15 protein-coding genes are annotated in these 20,219 nt (G+C 72.2%); 9 read left to right on the forward strand and 6 right to left on the reverse strand.

Annotated elements, in window-relative coordinates:
- The first annotated feature begins 53 nt into the window (after positions 1 to 53).
- Complete coding sequence (locus ACIRD8_RS00225; protein WP_403985592.1) at positions 54 to 740, forward strand: helix-hairpin-helix domain-containing protein; 687 nt, start codon at positions 54 to 56, stop codon at positions 738 to 740.
- A complete protein-coding gene (locus ACIRD8_RS00230) occupies positions 737 to 3,349 on the forward strand; it encodes a ComEC/Rec2 family competence protein (RefSeq protein WP_403984387.1) in 2,613 nt (870 codons plus the stop codon). The genes ACIRD8_RS00225 and ACIRD8_RS00230 overlap by 4 nt, the downstream gene beginning before the upstream one ends.
- A 122-nt stretch (positions 3,350 to 3,471) precedes the next feature.
- On the opposite strand, the gene ACIRD8_RS00235 is transcribed toward ACIRD8_RS00230, so the two are convergent.
- Positions 3,472 to 3,927, reverse strand: coding sequence for a pyridoxamine 5'-phosphate oxidase family protein (locus ACIRD8_RS00235; RefSeq protein WP_403984389.1), 456 nt, complete (start codon positions 3,925 to 3,927; stop codon positions 3,472 to 3,474).
- Positions 3,928 to 4,027: 100 nt separating this feature from the next.
- Between ACIRD8_RS00235 and ACIRD8_RS00240 the strand changes: the two genes are divergently transcribed.
- Both ACIRD8_RS00240 and ACIRD8_RS00245 read left to right on the forward strand, forming a co-directional pair.
- Positions 4,028 to 4,858, forward strand: coding sequence for an arylamine N-acetyltransferase (locus tag ACIRD8_RS00240; RefSeq protein ID WP_403984391.1), 831 nt, complete (start codon positions 4,028 to 4,030; stop codon positions 4,856 to 4,858).
- 239 nt (positions 4,859 to 5,097) lie between these two features.
- Positions 5,098 to 5,982, forward strand: coding sequence for a YceI family protein (locus ACIRD8_RS00245; protein ID WP_403985594.1), 885 nt, complete (start codon positions 5,098 to 5,100; stop codon positions 5,980 to 5,982).
- A 62-nt stretch (positions 5,983 to 6,044) separates the two neighbouring features.
- Here ACIRD8_RS00245 and ACIRD8_RS00250 read toward each other — a convergent pair whose 3' ends face one another.
- Positions 6,045 to 6,290: a hypothetical protein gene (locus ACIRD8_RS00250; protein WP_403984393.1), complete on the reverse strand. Its 246-nt coding sequence runs from the start codon at positions 6,288 to 6,290 to the stop codon at positions 6,045 to 6,047.
- 89 nt (positions 6,291 to 6,379) lie between these two features.
- Here ACIRD8_RS00250 and holA point away from each other — a divergent pair, with 89 nt between their 5' ends.
- Positions 6,380 to 7,369, forward strand: coding sequence for a DNA polymerase III subunit delta (gene holA / locus ACIRD8_RS00255; RefSeq protein ID WP_403984395.1), 990 nt, complete (start codon positions 6,380 to 6,382; stop codon positions 7,367 to 7,369).
- Between the two features lie 218 nt (positions 7,370 to 7,587).
- On the opposite strand, the gene rpsT is transcribed toward holA, so the two are convergent.
- A complete protein-coding gene (gene rpsT, locus ACIRD8_RS00260) occupies positions 7,588 to 7,854 on the reverse strand; it encodes a 30S ribosomal protein S20 (protein WP_014156344.1) in 267 nt (88 codons plus the stop codon).
- 215 nt (positions 7,855 to 8,069) lie between these two features.
- Between rpsT and lepA the strand changes: the two genes are divergently transcribed.
- From lepA to hemW, 4 genes are all read left to right on the forward strand, one after another.
- Positions 8,070 to 9,944, forward strand: a complete 1,875-nt coding sequence (gene lepA / locus ACIRD8_RS00265) for a translation elongation factor 4 (protein WP_403984397.1) — start codon at positions 8,070 to 8,072, stop codon at positions 9,942 to 9,944.
- A 311-nt stretch (positions 9,945 to 10,255) separates the two neighbouring features.
- Positions 10,256 to 12,145 carry an AMP-dependent synthetase/ligase gene (locus tag ACIRD8_RS00270; RefSeq protein WP_403984399.1) on the forward strand — a complete coding sequence of 630 codons (1,890 nt, stop codon included), beginning with the start codon at positions 10,256 to 10,258 and terminating at the stop codon, positions 12,143 to 12,145.
- Between the two features lie 193 nt (positions 12,146 to 12,338).
- The gene (locus ACIRD8_RS00275; protein ID WP_403984401.1) at positions 12,339 to 14,309 is read left to right on the forward strand and encodes a SpoIIE family protein phosphatase; all 1,971 of its coding nucleotides are present in this window, start codon (positions 12,339 to 12,341) and stop codon (positions 14,307 to 14,309) included.
- An 11-nt stretch (positions 14,310 to 14,320) separates the two neighbouring features.
- A complete protein-coding gene (hemW, locus tag ACIRD8_RS00280) occupies positions 14,321 to 15,553 on the forward strand; it encodes a radical SAM family heme chaperone HemW (RefSeq protein ID WP_403984403.1) in 1,233 nt (410 codons plus the stop codon).
- 13 nt (positions 15,554 to 15,566) lie between these two features.
- Here hemW and ACIRD8_RS00285 read toward each other — a convergent pair whose 3' ends face one another.
- The 3 genes from ACIRD8_RS00285 to ACIRD8_RS00295 all read right to left on the reverse strand — a co-directional run bounded on the left by ACIRD8_RS00285 (position 15,567) and on the right by ACIRD8_RS00295 (position 20,156).
- Positions 15,567 to 18,452, reverse strand: coding sequence for an ABC transporter substrate-binding protein (locus ACIRD8_RS00285; protein WP_403984405.1), 2,886 nt, complete (start codon positions 18,450 to 18,452; stop codon positions 15,567 to 15,569).
- Positions 18,453 to 18,572: 120 nt separating this feature from the next.
- Entirely contained in the window at positions 18,573 to 19,391 is an 819-nt protein-coding gene (locus ACIRD8_RS00290; RefSeq protein ID WP_403984407.1) for a DUF3097 domain-containing protein, read from the reverse strand.
- Positions 19,392 to 19,433: 42 nt separating this feature from the next.
- Positions 19,434 to 20,156: an MBL fold metallo-hydrolase gene (locus ACIRD8_RS00295; RefSeq protein WP_403984409.1), complete on the reverse strand. Its 723-nt coding sequence runs from the start codon at positions 20,154 to 20,156 to the stop codon at positions 19,434 to 19,436.
- Between the last annotated feature and the right edge of the window lie 63 nt (positions 20,157 to 20,219).

A 20,219-nucleotide genomic window follows, 5' to 3' on the forward strand; every position in this document is an offset into this window, starting at 1 on the left:
CGCGGACACCGTGGTGGCGAGAGGCCGGACCCGCTCTGCGGGACCGGTTACCTCTGTGGGTGCAGCTCCGATGCGGCCTGGAACCACGCGCCCTCGCCGCCCTCGCCGTTGTCCTCGTCGGGGCCGCAGTGTTCGCGGCGACACACTTCTGGTCGGCGCGCCCCGAGCCCGTACGCGCTCCCGACCGGGTCACGGAGGCAGCCGCGGTCCAGGCGGGCGGGCCGGCGTCCCCGGACGCCCGGCTGCCGGGCCTCACACCGGGACCGGAAGGGGGAGCGCCGACCGGCGCCGCCCCCGGCGGGAAGATCGTCGTCGATGTGAGCGGCAAGGTGCGCCGGCCGGGGATCCAGCACCTGCCGGCAGGCTCCCGCGTCGAGGACGCCCTGCGGGCTGCGGGAGGTGTCCGTGAGGGCGCCGACACCACCGCGCTCAACCGGGCGCGTGTCCTGACGGACGGTGAGCAGGTGGCGGTGGGCCTGCCCGGCGCGCCGCCACCTGCGGGTGGAACAGGGGCGGGTGGCGCCGTGGCGGGACAGCCGGGGCCGGGGGCGCCGGTGAGTCTCGGGACGGCCACCGCCGAGCAGCTCGAAACCCTGCCCGGTGTCGGGCCGGTGCTCGCCCAGCACATCATCGACTACCGCACCGAGCACGGGGGTTACCGCTCCGTCGACGAGCTCCGTGAGGTCAACGGGATCGGGGACCGCAGGTTCGCCGACCTCCGGCCGCTGGTCACGCCGTGAACGTCCCCGACACCCCTACGGACCCGGGCCGCCGACCGGGCGTTGCCGACCCGCAGCAGGAGGCTCCGGCCGATCTGCGGCTGGTCCCTCCCGCGCTGGCGGCGTGGGCGGCCTCCGCCCTGGCCCTGGGGGCGCCGGGCCGGTGGGTGGCAGCCGGGGCGGTTCTCTGCGCGGGCGCGGGTCTGGGCTGCCTCATCGCCGTACCCGGAATCGTTGCGCGAGCGGGGCGCCGAGGGGCGGCGGGACGTTCGGGTCGGGCAGGTCCGGCGGCGCAGGCGGGTCCGCAGGGGCAGGCAGGCCCGGTGGATCCGCAGGCCGGGGCCCCGGAGCCGGCCAGGCCGCCCCGGCGTACGGGGACACGTACCATTGCCGTGGCCGCCGTGCTGCTCTGCGCGGCCGCCGGTGCCGCGGCGTCCGGGCTCCACAGCGCGGATTCCCGCAGCGGCCCGGTACCCGGCCTCGCGGAGTCGTACGCACGGGTCGTGGCGGAGGTGACAGTCACCTCCGATCCCCGGCGGACCCGGCCGCGGGTACAGGGCGACCACAGCACACCCGTCTCCCTGCTTCTGGACGCCGAGGTCGACCGGCTGACCGCCCCCGACGGCACGGTCACCGAGCTCCGCACCCCGATTCTCGTCATGGTCGCCCCAGGAGAAGCGGCGGCGCGATGGCAGGGGCTGCTGCCCTCGACAGGGCTCCGCATCAGTGGCCGGCTCACGCCACCGCGTCACGAGGGGGAGCGCATCGCAGCGGTGCTCGGCACCGACGCGGACGACCCACCGCGGGTCACGACGGAGCCCTCCCTCCTCCAACGTGCCGCGGGGCGGCTGCGGTCCGGGCTGCGGGAGGCCACCGACGGGCTCGACGCCGATGCGCGGGCCCTCCTGCCGGGGCTGGTCGTCGGCGACACCTCGCGGGTACCGCCCGACCTGCACGACGCCTTCAAAGCCACCGACCTCACCCACCTGCTCGCCGTCTCAGGTGCCAACCTGTCGATCCTGCTGTTCCTCCTCATCGGCCCGCCCGGAACGGCGTCGCGCAGCGAACGCCGTGGTCTGGCGCCCCGGCTGGGCATCTCCCTCCGCATGACCGCGCTGACAGGCGGCTCGGTGGCGCTCGCCTTCGTGATCGTCTGCCGTCCCGAGCCGAGCGTCCTGCGCGCTGCCGCCTGCGGCCTGATCACCCTGCTCGCCATCGGGACGGGCCGGCGCAGATCACTGATTCCCGCACTGGCCGCCGCCGTTCTGCTGCTCGTGCTGTACGACCCGTGGCTGGCCCGCAGTTATGGGTTCCTGCTGTCCGTGCTCGCCACCGGGGCGCTTCTCACCCTCGCGCCGAGATGGAGCGATGCGCTCCAGCAGCGCCGGGTCCCGGCACGGCTTGCCGAGGTACTGGCCGCCGCGGGCGCCGCCCAGGCGGTCTGCGCGCCCGTGGTCGTGGTCCTGGCGTCGCGGGTCAGCCTGGTGGCGATCCCCTGCAACCTGCTGGCCGAGTTCGCGGTGGCACCCGCCACGGTCCTGGGTTTCGCCGCGCTCGCCGTGGCACCCGCCTCCATGCCGGCGGCGCACGTACTGGCCGAGACCGCCGGCTGGCCGGTGGGGTGGATCGCCTCCGTGGCCCGCACCGGGGCCGCGCTTCCCGGGGCGGAGGCCGACTGGCCGGGCGGCTGGCGCGGTGCGGCCCTGCTGGCCGTCCTCACGGCCCTGCTGGTGCTGTCGGCCCGGCGCCTGGCCCGCCACCCCTGGGTCTGCTCCGCCGCCGCGCTCCTGTTGGTGCTCGCGGTGCTGAGACCGGTGCCGCTCACCCGGCTCATGACGGGATGGCCGCCGCCGGGCTGGGCGTTCGCGCTCTGCGACGTGGGACAAGGGGATGCCATGGTGCTCGCCGCCGGGGAAGGCACGGGAGTGGTCGTGGACACCGGCCCTGAACCCCGCCTGGTGGACCGGTGCCTGCGCGATCTCGGCATCACCCGTGTGCCTCTTCTGCTGCTGACCCACTTCCACGCCGACCACGTGCGTGGTCTGCCCGGTGTGCTGAGCGGCCGCGAGGTCGGCACGATCCAGACGACGAGTCTCGACCAACCGCCGGACCAGGCGGCCTTCGTGAAGAGAACCGCCGCGTCGGCGCATGTCCCCATGGTCCGGGCCGTTCCGGGGGAGCGACGCCGGACGGGGCCCCTCGAATGGCAGGTGCTCTGGCCCGCCGCGGGCCCGCCGGGGGCAACAACACCGGCCTATATGACCGAGGAGCCCAACGACTCCAGCGTCACGCTCCTCGTCCGGTCCGGCGGTCTCACCCTGCTGCTCCTCGGCGACCTCGAACCCCCGGCACAACAGGGGGTGCTGCGCAGCCATCCGGCACTGCCCCGGGTGGACGTGCTGAAGGTCGCGCACCACGGCTCCGGCCACCAGGACCCTGGGCTCCTGCGCAGCGCACACCCGAGATTCGCACTGATCAGCTGCGGCACGGACAATCCGTACGGCCATCCGGCAGCCCGTACGCTCGAGGCGCTCGAAGCGACGGGGGCGAAGGTTCTGCGCACCGACATCCATGGTGCGATCGCGGTGACGGGTACAGGCGCGGGGCTGCGCGCGACAGGCCGGTCATGAACGCGCCGTGCGCCCGGTGTGCCGCCCCGCCGGCGCAGCCGTCCCCACAGCCACAGCCACGGCCACAACTGCAGTCGCAGCCGCAGTCGCAGCCGTCTTCGCGGGGGGCCCAGGAGGCGCCGTCAGATCAGCCAGGTGGAGTCGCGCATCAGATCGCGCCCGGCCAGTTCGTTCACCTCGCGCCATGCCTTGACGGTGTGCGGAGTGATGCGCAGATACACCCATGCGGGGCGTGCGCGCGGGTCCCAGACGAGCTTCTCGGCGAAGGCGTCCCCCGACTCGGCGGGAAGGTCCGCCCCTTCCACGATCTCCGCCGTTCCCTCGATCAGCACCACATCGCGGGTGTGGCCGAGAGTCAGCCTGGCCTGCCCGGACGGGTTCACGTTCACCGCCGTCGGGTTGGTGCGACGGGTGGCCATCAGCAAGGTGCCGCGGTCCCACACGAACGACAGCGGCACCAGACACGGGACCCCGTCGGCGGAGGCCGTCGCCACCCAGACGTCTTCCTCCTTCTCCAGGCGATCGAGTGCGTCCTGCTTGCGCTGTTCCGGGCTGCGTGCCGGCTCTCGCTCACTCATGGCCGGGACGCTATCCACCGGCAACGGCCGCCGCATCGGGCGGCGGTCCTAGGTCCGGGGCCCCATGGCGCCGCCCCACGCCCCGCGACAGACTCTCGGCATGAACGAGGAACCGCTGCAGCAGGCCCCCGCACCCGCCCCTGCCTGGGTGACCGCCTATCTGGAACGCATCGGTGCCGCACGTCCCTCGCGCTCCGACGCCGCGGCACTGCGCGAGCTGCAGGTCCGCCATCTGATGGCCGTGCCCTTCGAGAACCTCTCGATCCATCTCGCCGAGGACATCGTCCTGGAGGAGACCAAGCTCGTCCACAAGATCGTCACGGACCGCCGCGGCGGCTTCTGTTACGAGCTCAACGGAGCCTTCGCCGCGCTGCTGCGCGAGCTGGGCTTCCGCGTCACCCTGCTCCAGGCACGGGTGTTCGGCGACGGTGGGCGCCTCGGCATCCCGTACGACCATGTCGCCCTGCGCGTGGAGACCGACGACGGTACGGGCCCCTGGCTCGCCGATGTCGGGTTCGGCGACCATGCCCTGCACCCTCTCCAGCTGGAGGCCCGCCCCGAACAGGTCGATCCCTGCGGCAGGTTCCGTCTCCGGGAGGCGCCGCAGGGAGACCTCGATCTGCTGCGCGACGGTTCGCGGCAGTTCCGCCTGGATCTGCGGCCGCGCGTGCTGGCCGACTTCCGGGCCGGCGCCTGGTATCACCGCACCTCGCCGGACTCCCACTTCTCACGGTCACTCATCTGCTCCCGGCGCACCGGGGACGGCCGGGTGACGCTCCGCGGCCGCACCCTGATCACGACCGTGCGCGGCGAGCGGCACGAGAAGGAGCTGCACGACGACGCCGAGGTGCTCGCCGCCTACCGCGACCACTTCGGTCTGGCGCTCACCCACCCGCCCACGGTGCGGCCCCCTCTGATGCTCAACACCTGATACCGATGCCGATGTTGATGGCCTGGGCGGAGCACCGGTCAATACGGACCTTAGGTAGCAGCTGTGTACAGCGGCGCACAGCTGTGTACAGGTCGGCACAACCCCCTCTGAGCTGCAGAGTTTGCCTCGAACGTCGCAACGGTGATCGAATACGTATTCGTCGGCGGACCGCTGCTCCGACAACGACGTCCGGCTGTCAGGGGTCCGAGGTGAGAACCGCCCCTGGGGAGTACGTGCACATGTTCGGCCGTTGGCTAGGCAGCAGAGCGAAGTCCGGCACCGCGCAGAGCAACGCCCTCGCCGGGCTCCCGGTGCCGCAGAACGCCGGAATGCTGAGCTGCCGGGTGCTGGACCCCGTCTCCGAGCCCGTACGGCAGGCCGATTTCGTCGTCACCGACAGCGCGGGGCGCAAGGTCGTCGGCGGAGAGACGGACCCCTTCGGGAACGTCGTCGCCACTGTCCCGGCGGGCGACTACCGACTGGGCGTCACGGCCGAGGGCTTCACTCCCTTCCACGGTTCGGCGACCGTGGCCCACGGCGGCCACGCGAGCCTCGGAGACGTCTCCCTCCAGGTGGCCCAGCCGCCGCAGCTCCCCGACCCGGGTGACTGGGAGATCGAGCCGTCGCACTCCCAGATCGGCTTCACGGCGCGTCACATCGGCATGGCCCGCATCCATGGCAGGTTCAACACCTTCGCCGGTGCCGTGCGGATCGCCGACCGCATGGAGGACTCCGCCATGCACGTCATCATCGACGCGTCGTCGATCGACACCAACGTCCGGATGCGCGACGACCACCTGCGGTCCGGCGACTTCCTCGACGTCGAGCGCTACCCGACCCTCGAGTTCTACAGCGAGCGCTTCGTCCACCGCGGCGGTACCCGCTGGGGCGTCACCGGTGCGCTCACCCTGCACGGAGTGAGTCGCACCGTCACGCTGGACGCCCAGTACCTCGGTCTGGGCAACGGCCTGGAGGGCGAGACCCGGGCCGCCTGCCGGGCGTCCACCGAACTGCACCGCGAGGACTTCACACTCACATGGCAGACGATGCTGGCCCGCGGCATCGCCGTGGTCGGCCCGAGCATCAAGATCGAGATGGACGTCCAGATCGTCCCCAAGGGCTGACACCCCAGGGGCTGACACCACGGGGATGACGCCACTCGGCGTACCGGAGCCCGACCGCGCCGCTACGGCGCCTCCAGCCAGCCCTCGTACTCAGCGGCGAACGCGTCGAGGGCCGCGGAGTCCAGCCGCGCGGCAGGGTCCTCCACCACCACCAGCCACTGGGCGTCCTCGGCATCGTCCTCACCGGCCAGGGCGTCCCGCACGAGCTGAGGCTCCTCGGTGACGCCGAACCGGTCGGACAGCCCCCCGGCGACCTCCTCGGCCGCGTCGCGGTCGGGCAGCACCAGCACATGTCTCACATCGCTCACCCCGACATTCTCCGGTACGCCCGGGGGAGCGGTGCGCCGGGGCGGCTGCCCCGCGGCCTTGTCACAGGTGCGTGGGATGCTTGACCGCGATGGCCACCAGACGTAGTTCCACCGACGACCCGCTCGCCCCCGTCACGCTCGCCGTGGGCCAGGAAGACCTGCTCCTGGACCGTGCCGTGCAGCACGTGGTGGCCGCGGCCCGCGCCTCCGACGCCGACACGGACGTCCGCGACCTCACCCCGGACCAGCTGCAGCCCGGCACGCTCGCGGAGCTCACCAGCCCCTCGCTCTTCGCCGAGCGCAAGGTGGTCGTCGTGCGGAACGCGCACGATCTGTCCGCCGACACGGTCAAGGACGTCAAGGCGTACCTGGGTGCCCCCGCCGAGGAGATCACCCTGGTGCTCCTGCACGCGGGCGGGGCCAAGGGCAAGGGCCTGCTGGACGCGGTGCGGAAGGCGGGGGCGCGCGAGGTGGCGTGCCCCAAGACCACCAAGCCGGCCGAGCGGCTCTCCTTCGTACGGTCGGAGTTCAGGGCGCTCGGTCGCTCGGCGACCCCGGAGGCGTGCCAGGCGCTGGTGGACTCCATCGGCAGCGACCTGCGGGAGCTGGCGAGCGCCGCCTCGCAGCTGGTCGCGGACGTCGAGGGCACCATCGACGAAGCGGTCGTCGGCCGCTACTACACGGGCAGGGCCGAGGCGTCCTCCTTCACCGTCGCCGACCGCGCGGTCGAGGGCCGGGCGGCGGAGGCGCTGGAGGCGCTGCGGTGGTCGCTGTCCACCGGTGTCGCCCCCGTCCTGATCACCAGCGCCCTCGCGCAGGGAGTCCGTGCGATCGGCAAGCTCTCCTCGGCCCGGGGCGGCCGGCCCGCGGACCTGGCCCGCGAGCTCGGCATGCCGCCCTGGAAGATCGACCGGGTCCGCCAGCAGATGCGCGGATGGACACCGGACGGGGTGGCGGCGGCGCTGATCGCCGTCGCGGCGGCCGACGCCGGGGTGAAGGGCGGCGGGGACGACCCCGAGTACGCCCTGGAGAAGGCCGTGGTCGCCGTCGCCCGCGCGGCCCGCTCCGGCGGCCGCTGAAACCGGGCCAGGCCCCGCGCGGCCCGCTGAGGCACACGCTGACCCACACGCACGAAGGCCCCGGCCGCCGTCCTGGGGAGGACGCGGCCGGGGCCTTCGGTTCACGCTTGGTGCGCCGCACCCGCGTGGCGAACGCAGGTTCGGTGTGCGGCGCGGAGTGCCGGTCAGGAGCGGGAGAGAGGGCCCGCTGAGTCCGTTCCGGCGATCACATCATTAGCTCAGCCCTGGAGGGCGGCAACCTTGAGCGCCAGCGCCGACTTCTTGTTGGCGGCGGCGTTCTTGTGGATGACACCCTTCGAGACAGCCTTGTCGAGCTGGCGGGAGGCGTCGCGGACGGCCACAGTGGCCTTCTCGACGTCACCGGCAGCGGCAGCCTCACGGGCCTTGCGGATCGAGGTCTTGAGCGAGGACTTGACGGCCTTGTTGCGCAGGCGCGCCTTCTCGTTCGTCTTGTTCCGCTTGATCTGGGACTTGATGTTCGCCACGAAAGAGCCTTTTCAGGTTCGTTGGATCTCCTATGTGCGCCACGCCGCTTCTGAGGGCCACGAGGCACAGCTCCCCACGGTAGCAGTCACCCTCGGACCGGCCCAAACCGGTCCCGGCCCCGCAGGCGTGGGACCATGGAGGCTACGTATCGATCCGTCCGACCCGACATCGACCCGAGACACGGCGTCCGGCGTCTCAAGAATCAGGACCCTGCGTGCCCGCGACTCCTACCAACGTGCCCGAGCCGAGCCGTACCGACCCGGCGCTGATCCGCAACTTCTGCATCATCGCGCACATCGACCACGGCAAGTCGACCCTTGCCGACCGGATGCTCCAGCTGACGGGCGTGGTCGACCAGCGGCAGATGCGCGCCCAGTATCTCGACCGGATGGACATCGAGCGCGAGCGCGGCATCACCATCAAGTCCCAGGCGGTCCGTCTGCCGTGGGCGCCCACCGAGGGCGAGGACAAGGGGTCGACCCACATCCTCAACATGATCGACACCCCGGGCCACGTGGACTTCACCTACGAGGTCTCCCGCTCGCTGGCCGCGTGCGAGGGCACCGTCCTCCTGGTCGACGCGGCCCAGGGCATCGAGGCGCAGACGCTGGCCAACCTCTACCTGGCGATGGAGAACGACCTCACCATCGTCCCGGTGCTCAACAAGATCGACCTGCCCGCCGCGCAGCCCGAGAAGTTCTCCGAGGAGCTGGCCAACCTCATCGGCTGCCAGCCCGAGGACGTGCTCAAGGTCTCGGCGAAGACCGGTATCGGCGTGGACGCGCTGCTCGACCGGGTCGTGCGCGACGTCCCGGCCCCCGTCGGCCAGGCGGACGCCCCGGCCCGCGCGATGATCTTCGACTCGGTCTACGACGCCTACCGCGGCGTCGTCACCTACGTCAGGGTCGTCGACGGCCAGCTCAACAAGCGCGAGCGCATCCGGATGATGTCGACGGGCGCCACCCACGAGCTGCTGGAGATCGGTGTCTCCTCCCCGGAGATGACCCCGGCCGACGGCATCGGTGTGGGCGAGGTCGGCTACATCATCACCGGTGTGAAGGACGTCCGGCAGTCCAAGGTCGGTGACACGATCACCTCCCTGAACAAGGGGGCGACCGAGGCGCTGGGCGGCTACAAGGATCCCAAGCCGATGGTGTTCTCGGGGCTCTACCCCCTGGACGGCTCCGACTACCCGGACCTGCGCGAGGCGCTGGACAAGCTCCAGCTCAACGACGCCGCCCTGGTCTACGAGCCGGAGACCTCGGCCGCGCTCGGCTTCGGCTTCCGCGTCGGATTCCTCGGTCTGCTGCACCTCGACGTGATCCGCGAGCGCCTGGAGCGCGAGTTCGGTCTCGAGCTCATCGCCACCGCCCCCAACGTGGTCTACCGCGTCGAGATGGAGGACGGCAGCGAGCACACCGTCACCAACCCGAGCGAGTTCCCCGAGGGCAAGATCGACAAGGTGCACGAGCCGGTCGTACGGGCCACGGTCCTGGCGCCCAGCGAGTTCATCGGCGCGATCATGGAGCTCTGCCAGAACCGGCGCGGCACCCTGCTCGGCATGGACTACCTCTCCGAGGACCGGGTGGAGATCCGCTACACCCTGCCGCTCGCCGAGATCGTCTTCGACTTCTTCGACCAGCTGAAGTCCAAGACCCGTGGTTACGCCTCACTCGACTACGAGCCCACCGGCGAGCAGTCCGCCCAGCTCGTCAAGGTCGACATCCTGCTCCACGGCGACAAGGTCGATGCCTTCTCCGCGGTCACGCACAAGGACAAGGCGTACGCGTACGGCGTCCGGCTCGTCGCCAAGCTGCAGAAGCTCATCCCCCGGCAGAACTTCGAGGTGCCGATCCAGGCGGCCATCGGCTCCCGGGTCATCGCCCGTGAGACGGTCCGCGCCATCCGCAAGGACGTCCTCGCCAAGTGCTACGGCGGTGACATCTCCCGTAAGCGGAAGCTGCTGGAGAAGCAGAAGGAAGGCAAGAAGCGGATGAAGATGGTCGGCAACGTGGAGGTGCCGCAGGACGCGTTCATCTCCGTACTGTCGACCGACGAGTCGGCCGGCGAGAGCAAGGGCAAGAAGTAGCGCCACCCGCGCCCCGCCCGGAGCCACCCGGAAGTACGCCGTCGGAGTACGCCGTCGGAGTACGTCGTCGGGCGTACCCGGGAGTAGCCCAACGGGCCCCTGTGTAGCGGACGTCCGCCGCACAGGGGCCCGGTTCGTTATCAAGCGGCTGCCTGTTGCCTCTTACGCGACGGTCCCACGCGCTCTAGTCTGATCACCACCCGTTAGTTACTCGCCAGTTAAACAAGCAGGCCGAGCGGGAACGAGAAGCAGGACATACAAGCAGCAGCCCATAAGCCGGTCGTAGCAATGCCGCAGGCCCGGAGGACGTCGTGAGCGACACACAGACCTTGATCGATAGCCGACCGCCCTCCGTGGCGACTCTCTTCATCGACCGCGTGGCGGCCACCCCGGACGGGGAGGCGTACCGCTACCCGGTTCCGGCCGCTTCGGGGCAGGGACCGGACGACTGGAATTCGCTCACCTGGGCGCAGGCCGCCGAGCGGGTCCATGCCATCGCGGCCGGTCTGATCGCTCTGGGTGTCCAGCCGGAGGAGCGGGTCGCACTCGCCTCCTCCACCCGCGTCGAGTGGATCCTCGCCGACCTCGGCGTGATGTGCGCGGGCGCGGCGACCACGACGATCTACCCCTCGACGAACACCGAGGAGTCCGCCTTCATCCTGGCCGACTCCGACAGCCGCGTCCTGATCGCCGAGGACGCCGCCCAGCTGGCGAAGGCCCGTGAGAACAGGGCCGGCCTGCCCCAGCTGGCGCACGTCGTCGTCATCGACCCGGCCGGCGCCGAGCCCGTGGAGGGCGACCCCGAGGGCTGGGTGCTCACCCTGGCCGAGCTCGAGGCCCGGGGCAACGAGTACCTGGTGAAGAACCCGGACGCGATCACCGACCGGGTCTCCGCGATCACCCCCGACCAGCTGGCGACCCTGATCTATACCTCGGGCACCACGGGCCGCCCCAAGGGCGTACGGCTGCCGCACGACAACTGGTCGTACATGGCCAAGGCGACCGTGGCGACCGGGCTGATCACCGCGGGCGACGTCCAGTACCTCTGGCTGCCGCTCGCGCACGTCTTCGGCAAGGTGCTCACGTCCGGCCAGATCGAGGTCGGCCACGTCACCGCCGTCGACGGACGCGTCGACAAGATCATCGAGAACCTTCCGGTGGTCCAGCCGACCTACATGGCGGCCGTTCCCCGCATCTTCGAGAAGGTCTACAACGGGGTCGCCGCCAAGGCCCGGGCCGGCGGCGGCGCCAAGTACAAGATCTTCCAGTGGGCGGCGGGGGTCGCCCGTGAGTACGCCACGGTCTCGCAGGACAACTTCCGGCGCACCGGCAAGGCCTCCGTGCCCTTCGGGCTCGGCGCCAAGCACAAGGTCGCCGACACCCTCGTCTTCGCGAAGATCCGCGAGGCCTTCGGCGGGCGGCTGCGTGCCTGCGTCTCCGGCTCGGCCGCCCTCGCCCCCGACATCGGCCTCTTCTTCTCCGGAGCGGGCATCCACATCCTGGAGGGGTACGGGCTCACCGAGTCCAGCGCCGCCTCCTTCGTCAACCCGGGCGAGGCCTACCGCACCGGGACCGTCGGCAAGCCGCTCCCCGGCACCGAGGTCCGGATCGCCGACGACGGCGAGATCCTGCTGCGCGGCCCCGGTCTGATGGAGGGCTACCACCGGCTGCCCGAGAAGACCGCCGAGGTGCTGGAGTCCGACGGCTGGTTCCACACCGGCGACATCGGCGAGCTCTCCCAGGACGGTTACCTGCGGATCACCGACCGCAAGAAGGACCTGATCAAGACGTCCGGCGGCAAGTACATCGCCCCGGCCGAGGTCGAGGGCCAGTTCAAGGCCGTGTGCCCGTTCGTCTCCAACATCCTGGTGCACGGCGCGGACCGTAACTTCTGTACCGCCCTCATCGCGCTCGACGAGCCGACGATCCTCGGCTGGGCGAAGGAGAACGGGCTGGGCGACAAGCCGTACGCCGACGTGGTGGCCTCCCCCCAGGCCGTGGAGCTCATCGAGGGCTATGTGAAGCGCCTCAACGAGGGCCTCCAGCGCTGGCAGACCATCAAGAAGTTCCGGCTCCTGCCGCGCGACCTCGACATCGAGCACGGCGAGCTGACGCCCAGCCTCAAGCTGAAGCGGCCGGTCGTCGAGCGCGAGTACAAGGATCTCATCGACGACATGTACGCGGGCTCCCGCGAGGCGTGACGACCGGACGCGAGGCGTAACAGCCAAGAACAGGCCGGAGCCGGGGCCGGTGGGTGCGGAAGCGCCCTCCGGCCCCGGCTCGTTTCCGTCCGACTCCGGCCACTTCCGTCACTCGGCGCTTATGGGCACGCCCGGTCTGTCACCCTGTCGGGATACGTCAGCGGCGTTTCGCGAGACCGTCAGGAGCCGCACCGTGGGGCCCATACCCTTGCAGCGGGACATCGTTCAGCGTCCCGGGACCGTCGTCGCAGGCCAGGGCGACGATCCATGGCCGGTCGCACGCACGAGCCTGCCCGGAATCCCGCAGGCCTCGGCCGCGGCCCGCAGATTCGTCCGGGCCGCGCTCGCCGACTGGACCGGGCTCGGCCTGCCCACCACCGGAGAGTTCGGCGAACGGCTCACCGACGACGCCCTGACCGTGGCCAGCGAACTGGTCACCAACGCGGTCGTGCACGCCGGTACGACGGTCGAGCTGCTCCTCAGACTGGAGGACTCGGCCGGGCCCGAGCCGGCCGCGCTGGTACTGGAGATCACCGACCACCACCCCGCCCGGTCGGTGCGCGACGAGCGCCCCGAGCGGCCCGACCCCGCCGAATACGGCCGGGGGCTCCAGCTCGTCGCCACCCTTGCCGAATCCTGGGGCATCACCTACCGCACCGGCCTCAAGACCGTCTGGGCCCGGCTCCCCGGCGACGACCGCTACGGACTGCCCGACACACCCGCTCCCGACGGCGTCACCCGGGGACGCGGCCCGCGCCCCCGCCGGATCGTGACCCCCGACGGCGGGCCCGTGCTCCGCGACGACGCGGGCTGGGCCGGGCGAGGCGGGCTCTCCTTCCTCGCCGAGGCGTCCGGTCTCCTCGCGGGCCAGCTCGACGAGGACCTGGTGGCCACGACGGCGGGCCGGCTCCTGGTGCCCCGGCTCGCCGACTGGTGCGCGATATGGCTGGAGAGCGAGGGCGGCGGCCCGGCGGCCGCCCCCAGGCTCGCCGGGGTCTGGCACCGGGACGAGGCACGGGCCGAGCTGCTGCGCCCCGCCCTGGAGAAGGAACCGCTCCGCCTGCCCGGAAGCGTCGGTACCGGCCCCGTGCCCATCCCTTGGCCGTCGGGCGCCACGGCGGGGACCGCCGACGGCACGGACGCCACGGGCGCCGCGCTCGCCCACCGCATCATCTCGGGCGGGCGCACGCTCGGCGCCGTCCTGGTGGGCCGTGAGGGAGCCGACCACATCCCCGACGAGGCGGCCGCCCTCCTCGCGGACTTCGTGCGCCGGGTCGGCCTCGCCGTGGGCGCCGCCCGCGCCTACACCCGGCAGGCCACCATCAGCCGCATCCTGCAGCGCGGCCTGCTGCCGAGCAAGGTGGCCGAGATACCCGGGGTCACCAGCGCCCTGGTGTACGAGCCGGGGGACGACGGCGTGGTCGGCGGCGACTTCTACGACCTCTTCCCGTGTCCCGGCGGCCGCTGGTGCTTCGTGCTCGGTGACGTCCAGGGCAGCGGCCCCGAAGCCGCAGTCGTCACCGGCCTCGCCCGGCCATGGCTGCGCCTGCTGTCCCGGGAGGGCTTCCGCGTCGGCGAGGTCCTCGACCGGCTCAACCGGCTCCTCCTGGACGACGCCATGGAAGCGGCCGAGGCCGCCGCCCTCATGGTCGCGGCGGCCGGCGGCCAGCAGATCCAGGACGGTGAGCAGAATCAGGACGGCACCCAGTCCCGCTTCCTCTCCCTGCTCTACGGCGACCTCGTGCCGCTTCCGGACGGCGGGGTCCGCTGCACCGTGGCGAGCGCCGGACATCCGCTCCCGCTGCTGCTGCGCCCCGACGGCTCCGTACGCCCGGCCGCCGAGCCGCAGGTGCTGCTCGGCATCGTCGAGGACGTGGCGTACGGGAGCCAGAGCTTCGACCTGGGGCCCGGCGACAGCCTCCTCTGCGTCACCGACGGGGTCACGGAGCGGCGCTCGGGACGGCTGATGTTCGACGACGGCGACGGCCTCGCACGGGTCCTGGCGGGCTGCGCGGGGCTTCCGGCCGCCGGGATAGCCGACCGGATCAAGCAGGCCGTCCACACCTTCGCCGAGCGCCCGCCCGACGACGACCTGGCCCTGCTCGTCCTCCAGGTCGACGGGGAACACCACACGGTTGTGCGGGGCGGCTCCGCCGGCGAGTGACAATGGACGGTATGCCTTCCGTACTGCCCGATGGTGAGCCCATGCCCGACGACGGGGCGCTGCCCCGCCATGCCCTGGAAGGCGCCGCCGACCGCCCGCTCGGTTTCTACCTGCACGTGCCCTACTGCGCCACCCGCTGCGGCTACTGCGACTTCAACACCTACACCGCGACCGAGCTGCGCGGCTCCGGCGGCGCCCTGGCGTCCCGGGACAACTACGCGGCCCACCTCGTCGAGGAGGTCCGCCAGGCCCGCAAGGTGCTCGGCGACGACCCCCGCCCGGTGCGCACGGTCTTCGTCGGCGGCGGTACGCCGACGCTGCTGCCCGCCGCCGACCTCGTCCGGATGCTCGCGGCGATCCGCGACGAGTTCGGGCTCGCGGACGACGCGGAGATCACCACGGAGGCCAACCCGGAGTCCGTCGATCCGGCGTATCTCGCGGCGCTGCGCGAGGGCGGCTTCAACCGGGTCTCCTTCGGGATGCAGAGCGCCCGGAAGCACGTCCTGAAGATCCTGGACCGCACCCACACCCCCGGCAGGCCCGAGGCATGTGTCGCCGAGGCCCGCGAGGCCGGCTTCGAGCACGTCAACCTCGACCTGATCTACGGGACGCCCGGCGAGTCCGACGACGACTGGCGGGCCTCCCTCGACGCGGCGATCGGCGCCGGACCCGACCATGTGTCGGCGTACGCGCTGATCGTCGAGGAGGGCACCCAGCTCGCCCGGCGCATCCGCCGCGGCGAGGTCCCGATGACGGACGACGACGTCCACGCCGACCGCTACCTGATCGCCGACGAGGCCATGGCCGCGGCCGGCTTCTCCTGGTACGAGGTGTCGAACTGGTCCCGTACGCCCGAGGGCCGCTGCCTGCACAACGAGCTGTACTGGCGCGGCGCCGACTGGTGGGGCGCCGGCCCGGGGGCGCACAGCCACGTCGGCGGGGTGCGCTGGTGGAACGTCAAGCACCCCGGCGCCTACGCGCAGGCCCTGGCCGAGGGCCGCTCGCCCGGGGCCGGCCGTGAGGTGCTCGGCGACGAGGACCGGCGGGTCGAGCGCATCCTGCTGGAGCTGCGGCTTGTCGAGGGCTGCCCGCTCTCCCTGCTCGCCCCCGCCGGTCTCGCGGCCGCCGGACGCGCGGTGAAGGACGGCCTGCTGGAGCCCGGACCGTACGGCGAGGGCCGCGCGGTCCTCACCCTGCGGGGACGACTGCTGGCCGACGCCGTGGTGCGCGACCTGGTGGACTGAGCCCCCGCGCGCCCTACGGCACCCGGCAGTCCGCGCGGGTGAGCGGCTTGCGGTCGCCCGCGGCCCGGCCGCACACGACGCGGCTCTGCGCGTCCGGCCCCAGGCGGGTGACCTCGACGATGTTCAGCCCGTGCACCTTCTGGTCGGCGTACGGGATCGTCCCCCGGAAGGTGATGGTCCCGGTCGGCATGTCGTGCAGGGCCACCGAGTAGAGCGTCGCCCAGGTCTCCGCCGCGCTCTGCGGGGTGTCACCCCGGGTCGCCGCGGCGTAGAGGGCCGCCGCCGCCTGGTAGGAGATGACGGTCTGGCCGCTGGCGTACATCATGTCCTCGTACGGGCGCTCCTTCGGCAGCGCCGGCAGCTGCGGCCCCGCGGGGAGCAGCGACTGCAGGGCCTTGCGGGAGTCCTCGTAGAACGCCCGGCCGCCGCCCTGGCTCATGGGCGCGAGCGCGCCGTAGTAGAGCGTGACCTTGTCCGCGAGCTTCGTCGAGTCGTCGAAGCGCGCCTTGGTCAGGTCGTCGCCGGTGAAGACCGTGATCTTCTTGTCGGAGCAGCCGGCCGTCTGCCCGAGACCGGACATCAGCGTGTTGACGTCCTCGACCCGGCCGGCGAAGTACAGGGCGTCGGGCACGCGCTCCGCCCCGCAGATCGCGTGCAGGGGAGCGTCGAGGTTGGCGGAGCCGCCGTCCTTGGACAGGGAGTACCGGGTGTCCGCGGCCAGGGCGAAGCCGGACTCCTTCAGCATCTGCAGGCCGACCCTGCGCTGCTCGGTGGTGTAGCGGTCCTTGTCCTCGTTGCCCACCTTCCTGGACAGGACGACGGCCTGCGGACGGTCCAGCCGGCCCGCCAGCTGCCGGGCGATCAGCCCGACGGCGTCCGCCTGCTCCTCGTCGGTCGCGGCGAGGCCGAAGTAGTTCGGGTACAGGCGGGCCAGGTCGCTGCCGGAGTTCGTGGTGTCCACCACGGGCAGTCCGGCGCGCTGGAGGAGCCCGGTGGCCGCCGCGCTGTCCGTGGTGTTGCGGCCCAGGCCCACCACGCCGACGACGGAGGGGTCCCGCCGGGCGACCTCGATGATCTTCCTGACCGCCGTCGTCTGGCGCAGCATGTCCTGGCCGCCGTTGGCCGTGAGGACCCGGAGCTTGACGGAACGATTCGCCGTGTCGTTGACGAACCGCTGGTGGAGATAGATCCCGGTCAGCTCCTCCAGGCCCTTGCGGGTGTCCTCCCGGTTCGTGTCGGTCCCGGTGAGCGGGCCCGCGTAGACGACGGTGACCCGGGGCTCGTCCGGCTTGATCCCGGCGTTCTGCTCCCGTACCGCCTGCTCGATCCGCTCGAAGGTGACGCCCTCGCCCACCCCGTTCAGCTCCAGGGTGTTGCCCTCGGCGAAGCGCACCCGGGAGGCCGTCGCCACCCCGACGCACTCCTGGGCACCCCCGGGGCCGCCCAGCAGGACCGCGTCCGTGCTGCGGCCCACGAGCGGGCCGTAGCAGTACGTCTCCTTCCAGTGCTCGCTCCACAGGAACGTCCCCAGCAGCGCGCCGACCAGCACGAGGGCGACGGCCCTGCCCGACATCACCCACCACGCCCAGGTGCGCCGGACCCGATGGGTGACGAGCTGGACGTGTGCGTGCTCGTGGGTCAGCTGCTCGGTGGGCAGCGGCAGCCGCAGCACCCACGCCAGGGTCACGGCCGCCGCCGGGGCCTGGCCGACGCTCAGGTCCTCGACCCAGGACTCGTACCGCGCGCGGGCTCCCGAGCCGGAGCCGCCGTCCGCGGGCGGCTCCGGAGGCAGCGGCGGGGTGTGCCGCATGATCCGGTCCGCCGGCAGGGAGGCGAGGAGCAGCAGCGGATCCACCTCGCTGCGCCGGGAGCGCACGTTGTTGATGGCGTTGATCAGCAGGACGCCGCCGTTGTCCTGGGTGGCCGTGGGCAGGAACACCACCGGCGGGACGGTGCGCTTGCCGCGCCGCCAGTCCAGGGCGTGCGCGCGGTAGCTGTCCAGCAGGTCCTCCAGCAGCGCCTGGACCCGCAGCTCCAGATGGAACTGGCGCGCGTGCTCGTCGCCCGCCCCCGCGTCCGCCACCCGTTCCGCGACGGCCGCGGCCCGCGCGCGGATCACCCGCCACGAACCGCTCGGGGAGAAACGCGACCAGCCGTCGGACGGATACGCGGTGCTCGACGCGGCCAGTGACGACGTGGTGGCGAGCCACCTGCTGGCCGGGCGCAGCCACAGCAGCGGCGGCGCCGCCCTCGTCATCAGCCGTACGACCGCCAGCCCGAACAGGGCCGCGGCGGCGACCAGGGTGGTCAGCACCCAGCCGATCTCGCCCAGCAGCACGCTGAGCACCGCGATGAAGACGGCCCCCAGGAAGGTCTCCGGGCGGACCGAGGCGCGCAGGGAGTCCCACCAGGTGTTGCGCCCGGACCGGCTCGCACGCCAGCGCAGGCTGCCCAGCTGTTCCAGGATCCGTTCGTCGCGCTCCCGGGCGGAGCCCCGGTCCGGCTGGGCGACGACCGTCGCGGTGGCCTGCTCGATGGCGGCGAGCAGCCGGGAACGGGGGAAGACGAAGGGCTTGTACTGCGAGGTGCCCCGGGTCTCCCAGGGCCGCTCGGTGAGGGTGCGGACCATGGAGAGCGCCGCCTCGTACGGGGTGGTGCCGACGCCGTCGAGCAGCTTCACCGGGACCCGCCGCAGCCGGTTCGCCCGGTGGACCTGATGGACGATCTGCTCGACCCTGCCGTCGATCTCCGGACCCGCCGAGGCGTCCTCCGCCTGCGCCACCACCAGAGGCATCACCGGCCGGTTGACCCGGTACTGGTCGATCAGCTCCTGCATGAGGTGGAAGACAGCGGAGGCCGCCTCGTTCTTGGCACTGTCCCGCCACACTTCGCGCGTCATCAGCCCCCGTGCCTTCCGCTGCGTCCGGCCCTGCCGTCGTCTCTCAATAACGGATGGTGCGGGTGCTGCGCAGGCGATCAGGGGGATCGATACCGGATCCTCCTCAGCGGCCCGGGGACATCAGGAAGGAAGAGTGACGAAGTCGATCAATTCCTCTACCCGGCCCAGGAGTTGTGGCTCCAGGTCCTTGTACGAGCCGACCTTGGAGAGAATGTGCTGCCAGGCCGCGCCCGTGTTCTCCGGCCAGCCCAGCGCCCGGCACACGCCCGTCTTCCAGTCCTGGCCGCGCGGCACCACCGGCCACCCGGGGATGCCCACGGACGACGGCTTCACGGCCTCCCACACGTCGATGTACGGGTGCCCCACCACCAGCACGTGCGCGTCGGTGACCTGGGCGGCGATCCGGGACTCCTTGGAACCGGGCACCAGGTGGTCGACCAGGACACCGAGCCGGGCGTCCGGGCCGGGCGCGAACTCCCGCACGATCGCCGGAAGGTCGTCGACGCCCTCCAGGTACTCCACCACCACGCCCTCGATGCGCAGGTCGTCGCCCCAGACCCGTTCGACGAGCTCGGCGTCGTGCCGGCCCTCCACATAGATCCGGCCCGCCCGCGCCACCCGGGCCCGCGCCCCGGGGACCGCCACCGACCCGGAGGCCGTACGCGAGGGCCGGGCGGGGCCGCCGGCGGACGGGCGCACCAGGGTGACCACCCTGCCCTCCAGCAGGAAGCCGCGCGGCTCCATCGGGAAGACCCGGTGCTTGCCGAAGCGGTCCTCCAGCGTGACCGTGGGCCCCTGGGCCGTCCTCTCGCACCGGATCACCGCCCCGCAGAAGCCGGTGACGGCCTCCTCGACGACCAGATCGGGCTCGGCGGGGACCTCGGGGGCGGGGGCGGACTTCTTCCACGGCGGGGTCAGATCCGGCTGGTAGCTGCGCATGGCACGACGATAATCGGCGCCCCTTTCACAAGGGCGCCCCCGTCACGACACGCCGAAGCGGGCGGCCAGTTGATCGCGCTGCGCCCGTACGAACGCCGCGTCCACCACCGCCCCGTGCCCCGGCACGTACAGCGCGTCCTCGCCGCCGAGCTCCAGCAGCCGGTCCAGCGCGGCCGGCCAGTGCGAGGGGACCGCGTCCCGGCCCGCCTGCGGCTCCCCGGACTCCTCGACCAGATCGCCGCAGAGCACCACGACGGGTGAGCCGGGCACCAGCACCGCGAGGTCGTGGCCGCTGTGACCGGGCCCCACATTGGCCAGCAGCACCTGAAACCCGCCGCCGAGATCGAGCGTCCACTCGCCGCTGACCTGATGCCGCGGGGCCACCAGGGCGTCCGTGGACGCTGTGGCGTCCGCCTCACTCATCCCGTGCCGCAGCGCGTCCGCGCGCAGCTCCGCGGCCCCCCGTCCCAGGAGTTCCGCCGTGCCCACCGCCCCGTAGACCTCCGCCCCGGAGAAGGCGGCGGTGCCCAGCACATGGTCGAAGTGCGGATGGCTCAGTGCGATATGTGTCACCCTGCGGCCCAGCAGCTCCTCGGCCTGGGTGCGCAGCTCGACCCCCTCCCGGAGCGTCGCGCCGGTGTCGTAGAGCAGCGCACCGTCCGCCCCGGCCACCAGCGCGGCGGTCGCGTCCCAGACGGGAAGGCGCCGCCGTCCCGTACCGTTGCCCAACCGCTCCCAGCCGAACTCTTCCCAAGAGGCGTCCATACGACGACGCTATCGGCAACGACCTGCGCGGTCCTGCGACGGCGTGGCCGGTCGCCCTTGCCC

Origin of the sequence: Streptomyces sp. NPDC102451, assembly GCF_044765485.1 — a bacterium.
Taxonomy (GTDB): Bacteria; Actinomycetota; Actinomycetes; order Streptomycetales; family Streptomycetaceae; genus Streptomyces.

Bases quoted from the DNA above. Each gene is read 5' to 3' on its own strand.
- ACIRD8_RS00245 (WP_403985594.1), top strand. From the start codon at position 5,098: ATGTTCGGCCGTTGGCTAGGCAGCAGAGCGAAGTCCGGCACCGCGCAG.
- ACIRD8_RS00235 (WP_403984389.1), bottom strand. From the start codon at position 3,927: ATGAGTGAGCGAGAGCCGGCACGCAGCCCGGAACAGCGCAAGCAGGAC.
- ACIRD8_RS00295 (WP_403984409.1), bottom strand. From the start codon at position 20,156: ATGGACGCCTCTTGGGAAGAGTTCGGCTGGGAGCGGTTGGGCAACGGT.
- hemW (WP_403984403.1), top strand. From the start codon at position 14,321: ATGCCTTCCGTACTGCCCGATGGTGAGCCCATGCCCGACGACGGGGCG.
- ACIRD8_RS00240 (WP_403984391.1), top strand. From the start codon at position 4,028: ATGAACGAGGAACCGCTGCAGCAGGCCCCCGCACCCGCCCCTGCCTGG.
- ACIRD8_RS00285 (WP_403984405.1), bottom strand. From the start codon at position 18,452: ATGACGCGCGAAGTGTGGCGGGACAGTGCCAAGAACGAGGCGGCCTCC.
- holA (WP_403984395.1), top strand. From the start codon at position 6,380: ATGGCCACCAGACGTAGTTCCACCGACGACCCGCTCGCCCCCGTCACG.
- ACIRD8_RS00290 (WP_403984407.1), bottom strand. From the start codon at position 19,391: ATGCGCAGCTACCAGCCGGATCTGACCCCGCCGTGGAAGAAGTCCGCC.